At 40.5% G+C, this 16,374-nt stretch carries 18 protein-coding genes; 4 read left to right on the top strand and 14 right to left on the bottom strand.

Annotated features, from left to right (window positions below):
• Nucleotides 1–32: 32 nt before the first annotated feature.
• Nucleotides 33–581, bottom strand: a complete 549-nt coding sequence (locus NSQ76_RS16620; RefSeq protein WP_041108485.1) for a hypothetical protein — start codon at nt 579–581, stop codon at nt 33–35.
• 88 nt (nt 582–669) lie between these two features.
• Here NSQ76_RS16620 and NSQ76_RS16625 point away from each other — a divergent pair, with 88 nt between their 5' ends.
• Nucleotides 670–1,275: a TetR/AcrR family transcriptional regulator gene (locus NSQ76_RS16625; protein ID WP_341054945.1), complete on the top strand. Its 606-nt coding sequence runs from the start codon at nt 670–672 to the stop codon at nt 1,273–1,275.
• A 19-nt stretch (nt 1,276–1,294) separates the two neighbouring features.
• Here the strand turns inward: NSQ76_RS16625 and NSQ76_RS16630 are convergent, their stop codons facing one another.
• The 10 genes from NSQ76_RS16630 to NSQ76_RS16675 form a co-directional block, all read right to left on the bottom strand.
• Nucleotides 1,295–2,227: a response regulator gene (locus NSQ76_RS16630; RefSeq protein WP_024426048.1), complete on the bottom strand. Its 933-nt coding sequence runs from the start codon at nt 2,225–2,227 to the stop codon at nt 1,295–1,297.
• A complete protein-coding gene (locus tag NSQ76_RS16635; protein WP_034623877.1) occupies nt 2,224–3,540 on the bottom strand; it encodes an ATP-binding protein in 1,317 nt (438 codons plus the stop codon). The genes NSQ76_RS16630 and NSQ76_RS16635 overlap by 4 nt, the downstream gene beginning before the upstream one ends.
• 116 nt (nt 3,541–3,656) lie before the next feature.
• Nucleotides 3,657–5,102 carry an aspartate ammonia-lyase gene (gene aspA / locus NSQ76_RS16640; RefSeq protein WP_024426050.1) on the bottom strand — a complete coding sequence of 482 codons (1,446 nt, stop codon included), beginning with the start codon at nt 5,100–5,102 and terminating at the stop codon, nt 3,657–3,659.
• An 18-nt stretch (nt 5,103–5,120) separates the two neighbouring features.
• On the bottom strand, nt 5,121–6,398 hold the full coding sequence (locus tag NSQ76_RS16645) for a cation:dicarboxylate symporter family transporter (RefSeq protein WP_024426051.1): 1,278 nt from the start codon (nt 6,396–6,398) through the stop codon (nt 5,121–5,123).
• A 175-nt stretch (nt 6,399–6,573) separates the two neighbouring features.
• A complete protein-coding gene (locus NSQ76_RS16650; RefSeq protein WP_258011093.1) occupies nt 6,574–6,708 on the bottom strand; it encodes a hypothetical protein in 135 nt (44 codons plus the stop codon).
• Nucleotides 6,705–9,140, bottom strand: coding sequence for a heavy metal translocating P-type ATPase (locus tag NSQ76_RS16655; protein ID WP_341054954.1), 2,436 nt, complete (start codon nt 9,138–9,140; stop codon nt 6,705–6,707). The genes NSQ76_RS16650 and NSQ76_RS16655 overlap by 4 nt, the downstream gene beginning before the upstream one ends.
• Before the next feature lie 80 nt (nt 9,141–9,220).
• Nucleotides 9,221–9,427 (bottom strand): copper chaperone CopZ, encoded by a 207-nt coding sequence (gene copZ, locus NSQ76_RS16660; protein WP_024423475.1) that lies wholly within the window; start codon nt 9,425–9,427, stop codon nt 9,221–9,223.
• 72 nt (nt 9,428–9,499) lie between these two features.
• Entirely contained in the window at nt 9,500–9,805 is a 306-nt protein-coding gene (locus tag NSQ76_RS16665; protein ID WP_012011272.1) for a metal-sensing transcriptional repressor, read from the bottom strand.
• A 106-nt stretch (nt 9,806–9,911) separates the two neighbouring features.
• On the bottom strand, nt 9,912–10,367 hold the full coding sequence (locus NSQ76_RS16670) for a DUF6376 family protein (RefSeq protein WP_034623880.1): 456 nt from the start codon (nt 10,365–10,367) through the stop codon (nt 9,912–9,914).
• Nucleotides 10,368–10,623: 256 nt separating this feature from the next.
• On the bottom strand, nt 10,624–12,225 hold the full coding sequence (locus tag NSQ76_RS16675) for a histidine kinase N-terminal 7TM domain-containing diguanylate cyclase (protein ID WP_034623881.1): 1,602 nt from the start codon (nt 12,223–12,225) through the stop codon (nt 10,624–10,626).
• Between the two features lie 237 nt (nt 12,226–12,462).
• On the opposite strand from NSQ76_RS16675, the gene NSQ76_RS16680 reads away from it, so the two are divergent.
• Nucleotides 12,463–12,699, top strand: a complete 237-nt coding sequence (locus NSQ76_RS16680; RefSeq protein ID WP_034623882.1) for a hypothetical protein — start codon at nt 12,463–12,465, stop codon at nt 12,697–12,699.
• 92 nt (nt 12,700–12,791) lie between these two features.
• Here the strand turns inward: NSQ76_RS16680 and NSQ76_RS16685 are convergent, their stop codons facing one another.
• Nucleotides 12,792–13,361, bottom strand: a complete 570-nt coding sequence (locus tag NSQ76_RS16685) for a hypothetical protein (protein WP_034623883.1) — start codon at nt 13,359–13,361, stop codon at nt 12,792–12,794.
• A 7-nt stretch (nt 13,362–13,368) separates the two neighbouring features.
• Complete coding sequence (locus NSQ76_RS16690; RefSeq protein WP_034623884.1) at nt 13,369–13,842, bottom strand: hypothetical protein; 474 nt, start codon at nt 13,840–13,842, stop codon at nt 13,369–13,371.
• 504 nt (nt 13,843–14,346) lie between these two features.
• Between NSQ76_RS16690 and NSQ76_RS16695 the strand changes: the two genes are divergently transcribed.
• Nucleotides 14,347–15,321 (top strand): hypothetical protein, encoded by a 975-nt coding sequence (locus NSQ76_RS16695; RefSeq protein ID WP_341054962.1) that lies wholly within the window; start codon nt 14,347–14,349, stop codon nt 15,319–15,321.
• Nucleotides 15,322–15,392: 71 nt separating this feature from the next.
• Nucleotides 15,393–15,572, top strand: a complete 180-nt coding sequence (locus tag NSQ76_RS16700) for a hypothetical protein (RefSeq protein WP_034623886.1) — start codon at nt 15,393–15,395, stop codon at nt 15,570–15,572.
• 57 nt (nt 15,573–15,629) lie between these two features.
• Here NSQ76_RS16700 and NSQ76_RS16705 read toward each other — a convergent pair whose 3' ends face one another.
• Nucleotides 15,630–16,133, bottom strand: a complete 504-nt coding sequence (locus tag NSQ76_RS16705; protein WP_034623887.1) for a hypothetical protein — start codon at nt 16,131–16,133, stop codon at nt 15,630–15,632.
• Nucleotides 16,134–16,374: the final 241 nt, after the last annotated feature.

Here is a 16,374-nt window from a genome sequence, read left to right on the forward strand (position 1 = left end):
GACAGGCGGAGTGAATCCGCCTGTCTTTTTTATCAGCCTGTTATATTTTCTGGATGTTTTTTCGGCCAAATGACGTAGCTGATGCTAATGATGAAATCAATCGTTAAGATCATCCCCCATGTATTGACAAGCTGCATCAGCGCTTCCGTCCGCTCTGGTGCTTGGATGAGATAGGTCAATCCATATAACAGCCCTGCTCCAATAACATAAGAAATGAAATGCCGCGCCCAGCCGACCATTTCATACACAGACCGCTCTTTCCCGTACTTTGGTTTTCCCTTTGGCTTAGGGCCTCCTGCAAATCGATAGGCAAACCTAGCATCTGCCCATTTCACCATTTGATGTCCGAAGGCAAGGCTCACACCAATATAAACAGCCGCAAGCCCGTGGATGACACTCGCCACAGCCCCTTGCCTTAAATCTATATAAGTAGCCGCAAGAAGGATGAGATCTAAAACTGGCGTACAGACAAGAAAAAAAGCACCCCACTTTTTCTGTTTAAACACATAACGAAGCGTTAAACCCATTAGAATAAACAGCCAAAAACCAATTTCACATGCCACAATCAATAACCCGACCAATTTCTCCACATCCTTTTTAATACGATTGTATTAAATAAAAAATAACACATCTGTGTTAAAAAAACAACAGCTATGCTAAAATCAATGTATGCCAAAAATCGTCGATCACCATAAACAAAAACAAAAGGTCGCTCAAGCTGCAATGAGAGTGATTAAACAAGAGGGATTGGAAAACGCTTCTGTACGAAAAATAGCAGTCGAAGCTGGAATTTCAGCCGGCTCTATGCGTCATTATTTTTCCACACAGCAAGAGTTATTTCTCTTCTCTATGAATTTAATTCAGGAAAGAGTCAAGGAGCGGATTACAGGGCTTTCATTAAACGGTTCAACGGAGGAAAATGTCCTCACTTTATTGGAGCAGCTTCTTCCACTTGATGAAGAACGAAAATTTGAAATGGAGGTGTGGCAGGCTTTTACAGTCAAGGCGCTGACTGAACCAGATCTACAGCCGCTCAATGCAAAGATGTATGACGAGCTTTTCCAAACGGTCAAATATTGTTTAATGAAATTGAAAGAGGATGGGCTGCTGTTAACTGATATTGATCTTTTATTAGAAACTGAGCGGCTTTATGCGGTCATCAATGGGCTTGCATTGAATGGAATCGTGCAGCCCGAACGTATACCGCCTCAGCTCATACGCTCCGTACTGCAGATGCACCTGCAATCCATCACAAAAAAAGACATGTCTCCTTAATTGGAGAGCATGTCTTTTTTTAATCTTCCATAAAAATACGTTTCGCTTCGTAGTAAAGCACCTGCACAAATTTCTTCACATTGATACGGGTGTGTTCTTCTCTTCCGCTCATCTCTTTCGTCAATTCACTCATTTTCTTTCGTACGATGGTGAAATCGAAAAATTTAGATGCGTAATTTTCAAACGTTGGATGAGAAAAATCGGTTAGCCCAAGTGATGCGATGTGCTTTAATGATTGGTTGATCGCACGTCTTACCCGCTGTTCGGCTGCCTTTGCTTCTCTTGCGATGTCTGCCGATGTGTAGGGCTCACTTAACTTATCCTCCGTAATCCCAGTGAAAATGATCTTTAAAGAAGGAAAGGAATCATGCTGATCAGCATGCAGCGCTAAATACTGGTCTGTAAACAGAATCATATCTAATAAATCTTTAGACCCCTTCTCACCAACAATACCAAGCTCCGCCAGCAAAAACTGCCCCGCCTCTGCAAGACTTTTCCCCCGCTGCTTCGTTTTCGTCTGACCGCGCTGCTGAAATTGCATGACCGATTTAAGTGAGTGCTGAATATTTTCAATTGAATGCTCTAAATGAAGACGTTCAATCATGAGATGGAGAACACTTAAGACCTCTACACGATTGATCGGCTTTGTCACATAATATTCGACGCCAAGCGTATACGCCTGTCCGATTAATTCCTTTGTTTCAACCTGTGACAGCATTAAGTATTTCCCATGAAACTCATCCTTGATCGCTCGAATCGTTTCAAGCCCGTCCCTTTCCGGCATCAATAGATCAATACATAAGATATCAATGTGCAAATCATTTAAGTAGCTGGCTGTTAACTCTGCGCCATCCTCTGCTTCCCCGGCCACAATGCCAAGCTCTTCATCTTCAATGAGCTGAGCCAGTGAAGAACGAACGGCTTCATCATCATCAACAATAAAAAATCTCATCTCCCAATCCCCTCTTTTCTACTGACTTGATCTACTGGTATCGTTAATGTGAAAATCGTTTGTTCATTTGGGATACTCTTCATCTCAACACTTCCGCCAAGCTTCTCCGCTGTATCCTTTACATAGGCAAGCCCGATACCGCTTGATGGATTCCCAGCCTGATCGTATTTTAAAGTGAAGCCCGGTTTGAAAATCACATGATGATTACGTTCTTTTATGCCAGGCCCGTTGTCGCTGATTTGAAAAATCACGTGGTTTTCTTTCTGTGAAATAGAAAGTGACACCTCTCCTTCTACAGGAATGGCTTCAACAGCGTTGGATACGATGTTATTTAACAAAGATAGAATGGTATACACGTGATAGGCGGGATGCTTTCCATCTTCATCATAATGAAAGACGATGTTTTTTTTAAGAGATTCTGCATAATTTTCATGAATGCGAATGACAAGCCCAGCGATATGAGAAGGACTCTCATAAGCCTGGAAGTTTTCCTCATGAATCAGCTTTGATAAGGCAGAAAAAATCCGCTGGTTATCCTTTTTGATTTCATGCACCTCTCCTGCAATCTGCAAGGCAGTTTTACCGAGCTTTTTCAAATCCAATGATTCCGCATCCTTTGCGTGGTGAAGGGATTGATACAATTGATAGGATGTAGCCGTAATATGCTCAGCATGTGCGAGTGTTTTATGAAAATATGTAGATTCTGTGTAAAGGTTAGACAGAAGCATCAGCAGATGTTCCTTTTCCTTTTTCATCTGACGCTCTCTCGCCTGCTCTTCATATAAGCGAATCATTGTATAACAAGCCAACACGAAAAAGCTTCTGAATATCGCCAAAACAAATAATTGGAACAGCGTCCTCACCGTTAAAATTTCATCCATCGTGCCTCGAAGTGCGATGATTTCAACAACGCTTGCGCACAGCTCCATGACGATGCCTGTTGCTCCAATCAGCCATGGCTGATCGCGGAAACGTCTGACCTTCAATAAATAAAAGAGTGTGCCATAGACAACATAATAAAGCAGGGAAGGAAATCTTAATGAAACTGCCTCTTCAAGCGGAAGATGCCCTGTCACAGCTGTATCAAGCAGCACGCGAAACACAAAAACAGATATCCCAGCGATAATGCCGCTTGCCCATGCCGGAAATCTTTTCATTTGAAGCAGGATAAAGAAAAAGACAACGGTTCCAAAGCTGACCCGAAAGCTGTCCTCAAACGGATAAAATTTAAACTCTCCGCCAATCGGCGTCAGTACAATGAGCAGCACAATTAAATAAGGCTCTGTATTCAGCCATTTTTTCAGTAGATTCAAACGCAGTCACATCCCTAATAATTGACGATAGTATACTATGTGAGCTAAAGAAAAACAAACCTCCATGAAAAAGCGCACACCGGAACTTTGCCGGTGTGCGCTTTTCATGATGCCGCTTAATCTTCTAAACGATCCTTTTCTAAAAGTGATGCGCCAGCAATACCTGGTTTTGTCATTTCAAAAGGATTTAAGATGACATCAAGCTCTTCCTCTGTTAACACATCATTTTGCAGACAAAGCTCACGTACAGATGCGCCTGTAAGGATGGCTTCTCTTGCAATTCGTGCAGCCGCTTCATAACCAATGTGCGGGTTCACCGCCGTCATGACACCGGCACTCTTTTCTACATATTCTTTTAATCTAGATTCATCTGCTTTTAAGTCACGCAAGCAGTTGTCCACGAAGGACTCGAATACATTTTTCATCATGCTGAGAGATTGAAGCAGGTTGAACACTAACACTGGTTCCATGACATTCAGTTCAAGCTGGCCAGCCTCTGATGCAAGACAGATTGTGTGATCGTTCCCAATGACTTGGAATGCCACTTGGTTCATGACCTCAGGCATAACTGGGTTGACTTTCCCTGGCATGATGGATGAACCTGGCTGTCTCGGCGGCAGGTGCAGCTCACCAAAGCCTGCTCTTGGACCTGAAGCCATCAGACGAATATCGTTCGCCATTTTGGACATGTTCATCATACATACTTTAAGTGCAGCCGATACTTCTGTATAGGCATCCGTATTTTGCGTGGCATCTACTAAGTCTTCAGCACCAACTAACGGTAATCCGCTAATGTCAGATAGGTAGCCAACCACTTGGCGAATATATTTAGGATCTGCATTCAATCCAGTTCCGACTGCTGTTGCACCCATATTGACTTCATATAAATGCTGTCTAGACTGCTTGATACGTTTAATATCACGAGCAAGAACTTTTGCATACGCACTAAACTCTTGTCCAAGTCTGATTGGAACAGCGTCCTGAAGATGCGTGCGTCCCATTTTGATAACATGATCGAATTCCTGCGCTTTTTCGGTCATGACTTGATGCATGTTTTCCATCGTATAAAGTAGTTTTTCAATCATATTCAATGTTGAAATATGAATCGCTGTTGGGAAAACGTCGTTTGTTGACTGCGACATGTTCACATGCGTGTTTGGACTTAGCTCAGTATAAGCGCCTTTTTCCTTTCCTAGTAGTTCAAGCGCTCTGTTTGCAATGACTTCATTGGCATTCATATTCATTGAAGTGCCAGCCCCGCCTTGAATTGGATCGACAATAAATTGATTGTTCCATTTTCCTTCGATGACCTCATCTGCGGCTTGAACAATTTTTTCTCCAAGACCAGAATATAGTCGCTGTGTATCCATATTTGCAAGTGCGGCTGCCTTTTTGACAATCCCTAATGCTTTGATGAGTTCCTCATGAATACGGTAGCCTGTAATTGGAAAGTTCTCCACTGCACGTAATGTTTGAATTCCATAATATGCTTGAGTGTCTACTTCCTTTTCACCTAGAAAGTCACGTTCGATTCGAACTTGCTTGTCCTGTAGCTTCGTCATTTGAAAAGATCTCCTTTTTTACGCTGCTTTTGTTTGTTGTTTTAATTCCTCAATATACTTCTTCGATTTCTCTTGATCAAATACTTTTTCCCACTTAGACATGACAATGGCTGCAAGTGAGTTACCAAATACGTTCACTGTTGTACGAACCATGTCAAGAAGTCGGTCGATCCCAACGATGAAGGCAAGTCCTTCAAGCGGCAGTCCCATAGCACCAAGAGTTGTGATGACAACAACGATCGATGCACCTGGTACACCAGCCATTCCTTTAGATGTCAGCATTAAAATTAATAGTAACGTAATTTGCTCATAGATGGAAAGCGGCATGCCGTACATTTGTGCAACAAATATCGCAGCAATGGATTGATAGATGGCACTTCCATCTAAGTTAAAGGTGTAGCCTGTTGGAATAACGAACGACGTGATCGCTTTCGGGCAGCCGAACTTCTCCATTTTGTCCATTAATCTAGGCAGTACAGCTTCTGAACTTGCTGTTGAGAATGCAAGAATGATTTCTTCTTTTAATACTTTAAATAGTGTAAAGACGCTTGTTCCAGCCATTTTCGCAATAATGCCAAGTACAACAATGACGAAGAATGCCATTGTACCGTAAACGACAAGTACCAGTTTGCCTAGCGGGAGAAGCGCTCCGACCCCGAATTTGATCACCGTCACACTGATGAGCGCGAATACACCAAATGGTGCAAACTTCATCACTTTATTGGTCACCCAGAACATGGCTTCGAGTATACCTTCAAAGAATCCTAATACTGGTTTTCCTTTGTCTCCAACTGCGGCAATTCCTAATCCGAATAAGACTGTAAAGAAGATGGTTGGTAATAGATCACCTTCTGCAATGGATTGGAAAACGTTTGTCGGTACAAGATGCACCAACGTTTCAGAGAAAGTCGCTTTTTCAGAAGAAGCCTTAGATGTCTCTTCATATTTAGAGATATCACCTTTCTCCATGTTGCTCATATCAATTCCTGTACCAGGATGGAACAAGTTTGCTGCAAGCAGTCCAACTGCTAATGCAATCGTTGTCACAATCTCGAAATAAAGAATGGTTTTTCCGCCGAGTCTTCCGATCGTTTTCATATCTCCAACACCTGCAACTGCTACAATCAATGCAGCAATAACAATTGGAAGAACGATCATTTTAATTAAATGGATGAATATATCGCCAATCGGCGTTAACACATTAATAACGGTTTCATTTTGATAAAACAGCGCTCCCACGACAACACCCAGAACAAGTGCAATGAGTATTTGAGAAGCTAACCCTAACTTTTTCATACGTGAACCCCCTTTTTTTGATAACGCTTTCTTTGTTGCTTAATCGCATCTTAACGACGAACCTACAAAAAACGACAAAAAGGAACAAAAAGAAGTGAATTTTTTATGAAAAATCTTTAAAAAGGTGGGTTTTTCCACAATATTGTAAAAAAAAGACTTCGCTTTTGGCGAAGTCTTAATGATTTTGCATCTGTTCACTTGGTGTATGTTGATTTGGAAAAAATTCATCATAAATCGTATATCCAATCAGCACAAGAGCAACGTAGAACAATGCACTAACGGTCCAAATCCATTTGACATTCAGCTTCATTCTGCCACTCCCTCTCTAATTGGCTTCAATCGCTGCAATCTGAGCGCATTCAGCACAACGGACACGGAACTAAAGGCCATTGCTGCTCCTGCAAGCCATGGCGCAAGAAAACCAAATGCAGCGATCGGTATCCCGATACAGTTATAGGCAAGCGCCCAAAATAGGTTTTGTTTAATGTTTCTCATTGTTTTTTTACTAAATTCCAGCGCATCTGCAATGGCATGGAGATCTCCTGTCATGAGCGTAATATCTGCTGCTTCCATGGCAACGTCTGTCCCTGTTCCCACAGCCATCCCAATATTCGCTGTTGCAAGAGCTGGGGCATCATTGATACCGTCTCCGACCATGGCGACTTTTTTTCCTTGTTTCTGAAGCGCTGCAATATGAGCCGCTTTTTCTTCAGGCAGCACTTCAGCAATGACATGATCAATGCCCGCCTGTTTCGCAATCGCCTCTGCTGTTAGTTTATTATCACCTGTCATCATCACAACGTGAATCCCCTGCTCTTTTAGACGAGCGATGGCTTGTGGAGAGGATGATTTGATTGTATCTGCAACCGCGACAATGCCGGCGACTTCACCGTCAATCGCAACAAGCATAGCCGTTTTCCCTTGCTCCTCCAGCATTGTGACAGATGCTTCAATTTGCTCATATCGGATATGATGTTTCTGTAATAGCTTACGCGTTCCAATCAAAAGCTTGTGTCCTGCTGCCTTTGCTTCAATTCCATGACCTGGATCTGCTTGGAACGCTTCAACCACGACCGCTTCAAGACCTCGTTCCTTCATACCGTCTGTGATCGCCCGGGCAAGCGGGTGTTCCGACTGCTGTTCTGCCGAGCCTGCTAGCTGCAGCAGCGTATCTTCTGTCCAGTTGGCATATGCCAGTACATCTGTCAGACTAGGCTCTCCTTTTGTCACAGTCCCTGTTTTATCTAACACGATCGTGTCGAGTGATTGAGTCACTTCTAAATGCTCTCCGCCTTTAAACAGAATGCCTGATTCAGCCGCACGGCCGCTGCCTGCCATAATAGAGGTTGGTGTCGCAAGGCCGAGCGCACACGGACATGCGATGACAATGACGGCTATAAAGGTTTCAAGTGCTGACGTCACATTTTCTGGGTCAACAAAGAAAAACCATATGAGGAATGTGAGCACAGCAATTCCTACAACAATAGGAACAAATATCCCTGATATTTGATCTGCCATTCTTTGAATCGGTGCCTTTGAGCCCTGCGCTTGTTCTACGACTCGGATAATCTGTGAAAGAGCGGTCTCTTTCCCGACTTTAGTCGCTTTTATTTTGATGAATCCATTTTTATTGATCGTTGCCCCAATGACCATATCTCCTGCTGTTTTATCAACAGGCAGACTTTCTCCTGTAATCATGGACTCATCTATTGCGGTTGTCCCCTCTATGATTTCTCCATCTACCGGCACTTTTTCCCCGGGTTTGACAAACACAAGATCATTCACTTTCACGTCAGAAATAGGCACAGTCATCTGTTTGCCATCTCGCTCGATAACCGCTTCTTTCGCCTGTAAGCCCATCAGCTTTTGAATCGCTTCTGATGATCTTCCTTTTGCTCTTGCTTCCATTAATTTTCCGAGCACGATCAACGTAATGAGGACAGCACTTGTTTCATAATAGAGGGCTGCCTCATGTGTACCTCTAATCGCTGACTGAATGCTTTCATATAAACTATAGAAAAACGCGGCAGATGTCCCAAGTGCGACAAGAACATCCATATTGGCACTTTTATTTCTTAAAGCCTTATACGCACCTACATAAAAGGGCCAGCCGACAATGAACTGCACCGGCGCTGCTAACGCCAGCTGTACCCATGGATTCATAAACGCTTCTGGCAGCCAAATAAAGGACGTAAAAGAAAAATGGCTGACCATTGCCCAAAGAAGCGGCAGTGATAAAATCATCGAGAATAAAAAGCGTGCCGTTTGCTTTTCTATTGCAGCTTGCCGGTGATCTTTTTTTCCTTCCTCCGCTTGATCTGCATCTGGTTCTATTAAAGAATACCCAATAGACTGCACCGCATCTTTTATGTCATTTGCAGACGTTTGGCCCGGATGATATGTGACCTGAAGTGTCTCAAGGGCAAAGTTTACAGACCCGTGATCGACACCGTCGATTCGGTTAATTTTTTTCTCGATTCGGTTTGCACAAGCTGCACAGGTCATTCCCTCTATATCAAATTCTGCTTGCTCCATCACCACATCATAGCCAAGAGATTGAACTTTTCGCTTCAAATCATCTGGTGTTAACTGCTCAGTTTCATAAATGATATGAGAAGTTTCAAGCGCCAAATTCACACTGGCATCCTCCACACCTTCCAGCCTATTCAATCCCTTTTCGATGCGGCCTGCACAGGCAGCACAGGTCATCCCCGTAATTTGAAAATCAATTTCCTTTTTCATTGATCTCACCTCTCCACATACTCCATGGGGGTATTATATTTTGAAAAAAATACGTGCTGTCATGCAGCACGTCTACTTATTTATACAACATCATATCCCTGTTCCTCAATCACATCGGAGATACGGTGTAACGTGACTTGATCCGGGTGAAATGAAACCTCCACCTGTCCTTTGTCTAAATGGACTTTCACAGATTCAACACCTGCTAATTCTCCTACATTTCCTTCGACTGCTTTCACGCAATGTCCGCAAGACATGCCCTGCACTTGAAGTGTTGCTTGTTCCACTTCTCATCGCCTCCATCAATCATTTTCTACAATTTACTATACCCTAGTAGGGTATTAATGTAAACATAAATGCTACGATTTTGTCAGTTTCGTAAAGACCGTCATTAACTCTTCAATGGCTTCATCCCCATTGCCGCTCTTGATAGCATCTGCAACACAATGGTGTGTATGCTTTTCCATCAAATGAAGACTGACTTTTTTCAAAGCCGCATTGACTGCGGAAATTTGATTCACAACATCTATACAGTAACGATCGTTTTCAATCATTTGCTGAATCCCGCGCACTTGTCCTTCCACTCGTTTCAAGCGATTGATCAATTGGTCCTTTTCCTTTTCGGCTCTAGGCGAAGCCATATGTCTTTCTTCATGTTCTGTCATGTGATCACCTTTTTTCCATTATGACTTGTCTGTACCTAAATTAAAGCATATCTCCACCGGAAAAGGCAAAGATATGCTGAGCACCGCATATAAAGCTGTGTTTGTCCTAATTTGTTAATTGTTCGATATCCTGCAAAAGATTGACGGATTGCTGAAGCTGTTTCATCAATCCCTGCTGATCCTCCAGTATGGCGGCAGCATCGATATCGCCTGCTTTCAATTGCTGTAAATACGTTTGGATTTCCTCTGACAGTACTTTATTTTTTTCAATGATTTGCGCATGCAGGTCTTCTGCCATTTTTGGCGCTGTGACGTCATTAAAATCTTGAATGTCTTTCTTCAATGATTCAAGCTGCTGCGTTAATTCTGCTTTTTTGGCGGCATTTTGCACAGCTTCTTCAGCGAGTTTTGGAAAATCCTCTGTAAATTGCTGAATGTCTGTCACATAGTCATTTGCCTCAGTGACATATGTCGTTGTATCGTTGACCTGATCAAGCAAGCCGGAGCACCCGCTTAATACAAGCGTTCCGGAAAATAGGCAAGCCATCACATATTTTTTCAAGATCGATCATCCTTTCATCTGTAGGATTAAAAGCATCATTTGTTCTGCTTCCCTGTCACACAGATGCAAAAAGACCTTAAAAATAGCCAGACCTTTGCCCCATGTGTGATAGGCAAAGGTCTGGCTAACATTGTTCATGCCGGAATGGCCGAGAAACAACGAATGTTTCTGTAGTGACGACCAAACCGTAAAAGCTACTCCCCTTTAGGAAACCGTTCAAATGTTATGTTTATCATATCGAATGTCAGGACAACAGTCAATTCGGAAGATCCTGCTCTTGATACAGCACATGGCCCTTACCAGTGGATGCATAAATCCGGTTCCGTCCTTGGCGTTTTGACATATACAAGGCCTGATCCGCTTCAAATAGAAGTGTCTCTAATACACAAGGATCATTGGCTGTGTGAGCAATTCCAAAGCTCGCTGTCACTCGCACTTTTTCCTCATCATTCGTAAAGAAACTTGCTTCAAACGAATGTCTTATTTTTTCCGCGATATGACATGCCTCTTTAAATGACTGATGAGGCAGACAAATGGCAAACTCTTCTCCCCCATAGCGTCCAAATAAATCATCCATTTGTAAATGCTCCTGACAAATAGAGACAACATGACGCAGCGCTTCATCCCCGATATGATGTCCGTGTGTGTCATTGATTTGTTTAAAAAAATCAATATCAAACAGCATAACAGCCGTATCCTGTGCATCCTCTTCCAAGATCATCTGCGTTCGTTCGATGAAAGAAGAACGATTGAAAATATTCGTCAAACCATCGATATACGCACGACGCTCCAGCTCTTCCTGCAGCAAACGCTGCTCTGTTACATCACTGATCACGATTTGCCTGCCTTCGATCTCTCCTCTTCTATTAAATAGAGACGAAGCGGTCAAATGATAATAGCAGGACTGGTCTTTTTCCTTTTTCCACATTAAATCATATTGCGAATGATCCTGCGGAGAGCGCAGCCATTGAATGAACGCTGAATCTTTGATGATTGCTGAGAAAATATCGTCGATTTTATAGCCAATTCCCTTTTTATTCGCAAGTGCTGGTATGATCGATGCAGCAGCGGGATTGTAATCAATGAGTGTCCGATATCGATCTAAAATCAGAACCCCTTCAGACATATGCTCAAACACACGCTCCATTGCAATGGGAGACAGCTTAAAGAGCTGGAATGACATAATTGCCCATAAATAGAGTGCGTTGGTGATAAACATCACCACAGGAACCGGATCAATATGTAGGGGTGTAACGCCTAATAAATAAATAAAAGAAGTCAAAATTGGTAATGACATTCCCACTAACAGTATGAGAATCTGCTTTAAATATTCTTTTTTTGTGACACGTAAAAACCAAAGCAGCATAAAGATAGCAAGCATCGAACAGCCAAACGTATAAACGCCATGAATGATATACCAATAGCCAATCGTAAAATCAGCCAATAAAAACCCATCTACTGGATTCATCGTGATGCTTCGATAAAAGAGTGAATGTAAAGAGTTGGTGAACACCATAATGGTTGTGAGAGTTGGAATCAATAAGATGAGAAGCACGCGGCGCTTTGTTAAATATTGATGGAACCCCGTAAATTGCAGCACAATCAGCAGACTGAGCGGTGCGATAAACGGAAGACCTATGTATTGAAAACAAACCCAGAACATGATTTCTCCAGGAGTACGAGCCAATAATTCAAACGTATGCCCAAAGATATAAATCGCAGTTGCTCCAGACATGTACATAAACAATTGACAGCCAATATATCGATGGCGGTTTGCATGAGCAATGATTGATAATATCACGGACAGAATGCCAGAAACACTCATGATCACAATAAAATGTAAAACAATCGAATCCATGTAAACGCCCCAATTTCAGTTATTTAGAACTAGTCTAATCTTACTATATATGAGGACGTCTCAAATGGGAAGATGTGATTTTGAATTGGTTGGAGGTTTTTTGCAAAATTCAGTCGCCATCGGTTTGTGATTCTTATATTTTCACTACTTTTTGCTTAATTTGAGGGAGAAGTATGTTGCGTTCGGAGAAATATCTGTACAATGTGGGGATGAATGGAGAGGAGACTCGAAAGGAATATGACTTTTTGGATAATTATGACGGGGCTGTTTATGCTGATTCTTTTAGAAAAACCGTTTAAAAAGAGAAGTTCTGGATTGTTATTTTTGATCAGTTATTTACTGCTGATTGCGGTTTATGTGATTCAGACAACGTTTGTGGAACTTATGCCGGATGGATTTTTGATGATGCTTGCGGTGGTTGTCGTTTTTCCTTTGTTTGTTCGGTTGGTGTCTTCTTTGAGAAACCGTACATAAGAAAAGAGATGCCAGATCTGACATCTCTTTTTCTGCTGTGAACCAAGTTCGGTTTATGATCCTTTAAAAGGTTCCAGCATTATTTTTCTAAATCAAGGTTTTGAATTATCTTTTGTTGTATTTTTAGCTTTCTCATCTTCAATTTTACTAACCTCTGCTTTTGCAAGAACCATCTCTTCTAATGCTTTCTTCATCCTAGAATCTATGAAATTCAAATCATCACCGTCTACCTTATCTTGCTTGGCAACCTTTAAAATATCTTTGAAAATCGGCTCTAAGTTGTCATCTGTTTTCACTAAGTAACTATTTACCTTTTTATACGTATCTGGAACTTTGTTTTCATTTTCTTTGGCTTCGTTAAGTAATTCTCGCAGACTATCAATTTTCTTCTCAAGTTCACTAGCCCATTCTTTATCATAAACATCATCCATTGGAACTAATGAAAAAAAGAAAGGCATAATTCTATCTTCAAAACGTTTTAAATACCCCTTATACCATGCAGCATATTCTTTATCGGTCATCTTTTCAATTTTTTCTTGTTTTACCGGCGTTTTATTTGACGATGAACCGTTTGCTGCTTCATTTTTACCGCATGCTGTGCTCAGCATCAATGTAAATACTAGAAGAAATATTGAAAGCATTGTCCTTTTGTTTGTCTTCATGTGTGAATTACTCCTTATCCTTTGAGACTTTTTCTACTTCGTCATCGGCTTTGGCTGTTTGATCGTATGCTTTGTCGAGTCTTTTCGAAATGTTATCCAGTGATTCAAGATCAAGATTTTCAAGTGCTTTCGGTGTTTCTTCTACGGCATATTGATATCCTTTGTTTGCTTTTAGCAAATACTCATGTGCTTTTTTATAAGCACCAGGAACGTTTTTCTTTTCATTACCCTCATCAATGACTTTTTGTACATCAAAAAGTGACTTCTCGACAGATCCAAGCCATTCATCATTACCTGCATCAATTGCCACCATCTTTTTAGCAAACGCAAACATTGTGTCTTCAATATCACTTCTGAAATTCTCATACCACTCGGCGTATTCTTTTTCTGCCTTTTGATTGCTGCACGCTGTACCGAATACCATCAGCACGGCAAGCATAATCATCGTGGCGAATAGTGATTTAGTCTTTACTTTGTTCACTGAGATAAACTCCTTCTGCATTCCTGCTGTTATTTTCAGGCTTTAAGTTTAATAAATTCACCCACTAATATATGGTGTAACATCCCTACATTTCATCGGTTAAAAGATGGTTATATTTAGCTATTCATTCAAATTATTAGTAAAAAAATTCGCATTTGGCTTTTCTGTTAAAAAATTAAAAAAGCATAAAAAAAACGCTATCAATAGCGTCTTCTTTTATTTAATCTAAATATTTCATGTTGCCAGACCCGCATCAAGGGCTTTAAAACCCTTGATGCGACTGGAATCTAAAAGTTTTGATGGAGACGGTGGGAGTCTATTAGATGGGGTTCGTATGTTTGTAATATTCATTAGATACGTTTACTATTCAATGTTTTGTTTATTATTAGTTGAGCGTTTTTAAACTTTTAATGCCAGAATGATGCCACAAAACCCTCACTTTAACATTATCCCCTGTTAATATGATAAACTGTTATGGAAATTATTTGATACGGAGGGTTAATATTGAATTACCTTAAAACTTTTCTCTTTATGATTTTATGTGCCTTATTCTTATCTGCTTGTGGCAAAGCAGAAAACACATCCACAAGTAACTCCAGTAAAAAAGAAGAAAGCATTGAAACTAAAAAAAAATTAAACGTAAAGATCACTTTGGATAAAGAAATCACAAACAATAAAATTATTATCCTTAGCGGGAAAAGCAACTTACCTAAAGATACGAAACTAAGGATTCGTCTTGAACAAAAAAATTCCCATAAAAACTCCATAGTTAATACAGCTGTTCAAAAGGATGGATCTTTCGAGTATAAATTCTTTAATGAAGGTGACACAGTATTTGATGATGGGAAATATATTATATATGTCGAAACACTACCGGTTCTTGAACAAACTGAAGTTGTTCAAGAACTTTTTGGAGATAATGGATCTAACCTCAGTGGTTCACAGATTAGCGGTGACTCAGAACTAAAAGCTACTGCTGAAATAAATTTAAAAATAAACAATTCTGAAGTTATATCTGAGGAGGAAACTTTGCCTAAAGATACAGATGCAGAGGAAGAGAAAAATGAAAATTATACCTCAGAAGAAGTTGAAGATAACAGTGAAGAAGATGAGTTAGATATGGTAAAAGATGATGCAAAAATAGAAATCAAAACAATTATCGAAGAGAACTATAAAACCACATCGATTGAAAAAATTGAAATTAACGAAGATATGGGTTCAAATGAGAATAATAAATTAATAGCTCTTGTTTACTTGTCATTTGACGCGTTGAACACAAGTAAAACCGCTTATAACATGGTTGAAATGTATAGTGATGACTTAGCTGCAAACATTGGCAAAGATAATGATACAGTCAATCAAATAGCTGTATTTTGGAAAGTTCCTTATATAGATGAAGATGAAACAGTGGCTAAATTCTCGTATGAACGTTCTGGAGAACAAATGAAAATTACTGATAAAGTATCTTCTTTAAAATGACCCCTCAAGTTGAAGGGTTTTTTATTAACATTTATAATCGAACGTACATTCTTTTTGTAGGAGGGTATGACGTGACGGATCTTGAAAGGAAGTTATACCGAAGCATTTATAATATGAGCCGATTTCGCAACAACCCTTCGATGGATGACCTTAAAAAGAAAACGGGTAAAGATGAACTCGCGATCCGTAAGGCTGTTAAAAACCTGATGTCTAGAAATGAAATAGAATGGGATAAAGAGAAGCATGAGTGAAAGTTCAAGTAATGTAAAAAAGCCGCCCAGGTGGACGGACAATTTTACATATTACTCTTATTCATATTGAGCAGGAGCAATTTTGGCTACTGGCGCACCACAAAATAGCATGAATACGAATAACACGCTTGGCTTAATTGCAAGGCCCATACCGCCTAAGTATACTGCCACTGTCATCCAATCTCCCTTATCTATTGCTTTTTGCAGATGCTTTAAAGTACCTTTAGCGATACCAACTGCATCCTCGACACAGCGAGTTACCGTGTTACTTTTCGTGGTCACTTCTTGATTCATTAATTTTGCGAAAGCGATCATGCCATTTTTCTCTGCATCTGTATAATGTGATTTTGCAAGTTCTTCTTCATTAATGGTGTAGCCTTTTTCTTTATCAGAAATGATAATCTTTGTGAAGATGTATTCAATTTCTTTTAAAGACTTCTCAATTTGCTCTTCTGTCAAACCTTCTAATCCCTTTGTGCTTTGTGTCTTTGCAGCAGCAGCTGGAACAAAGGCAGTCACAGCCAGAACTAATGCTAACATTAAAAAAACCAATCTTTTCATATTAACTCCCCCTTTTTTTAACTTAAAATTACTTTATCATACATTTATGTAAAATAAAGGGTTTTAAGAGAGAGTTAAACCCATTAGACTCAATCATACATAAATCGACATATTACGCCCACAAGTTTAAACATAAAAACGAGAGAAAATAAATGACCATGCCCAACATTACAAAAAATTTAAGGAAATTTTCGTACTTTGTGAGAGGGCGCTCTTTTTTTGTTTTGACTAGTTTCCAATA

Source organism: Bacillus sp. FSL M8-0256 (assembly GCF_038005765.1).
Taxonomy (GTDB): domain Bacteria; phylum Bacillota; class Bacilli; order Bacillales; family Bacillaceae; genus Bacillus; species Bacillus safensis.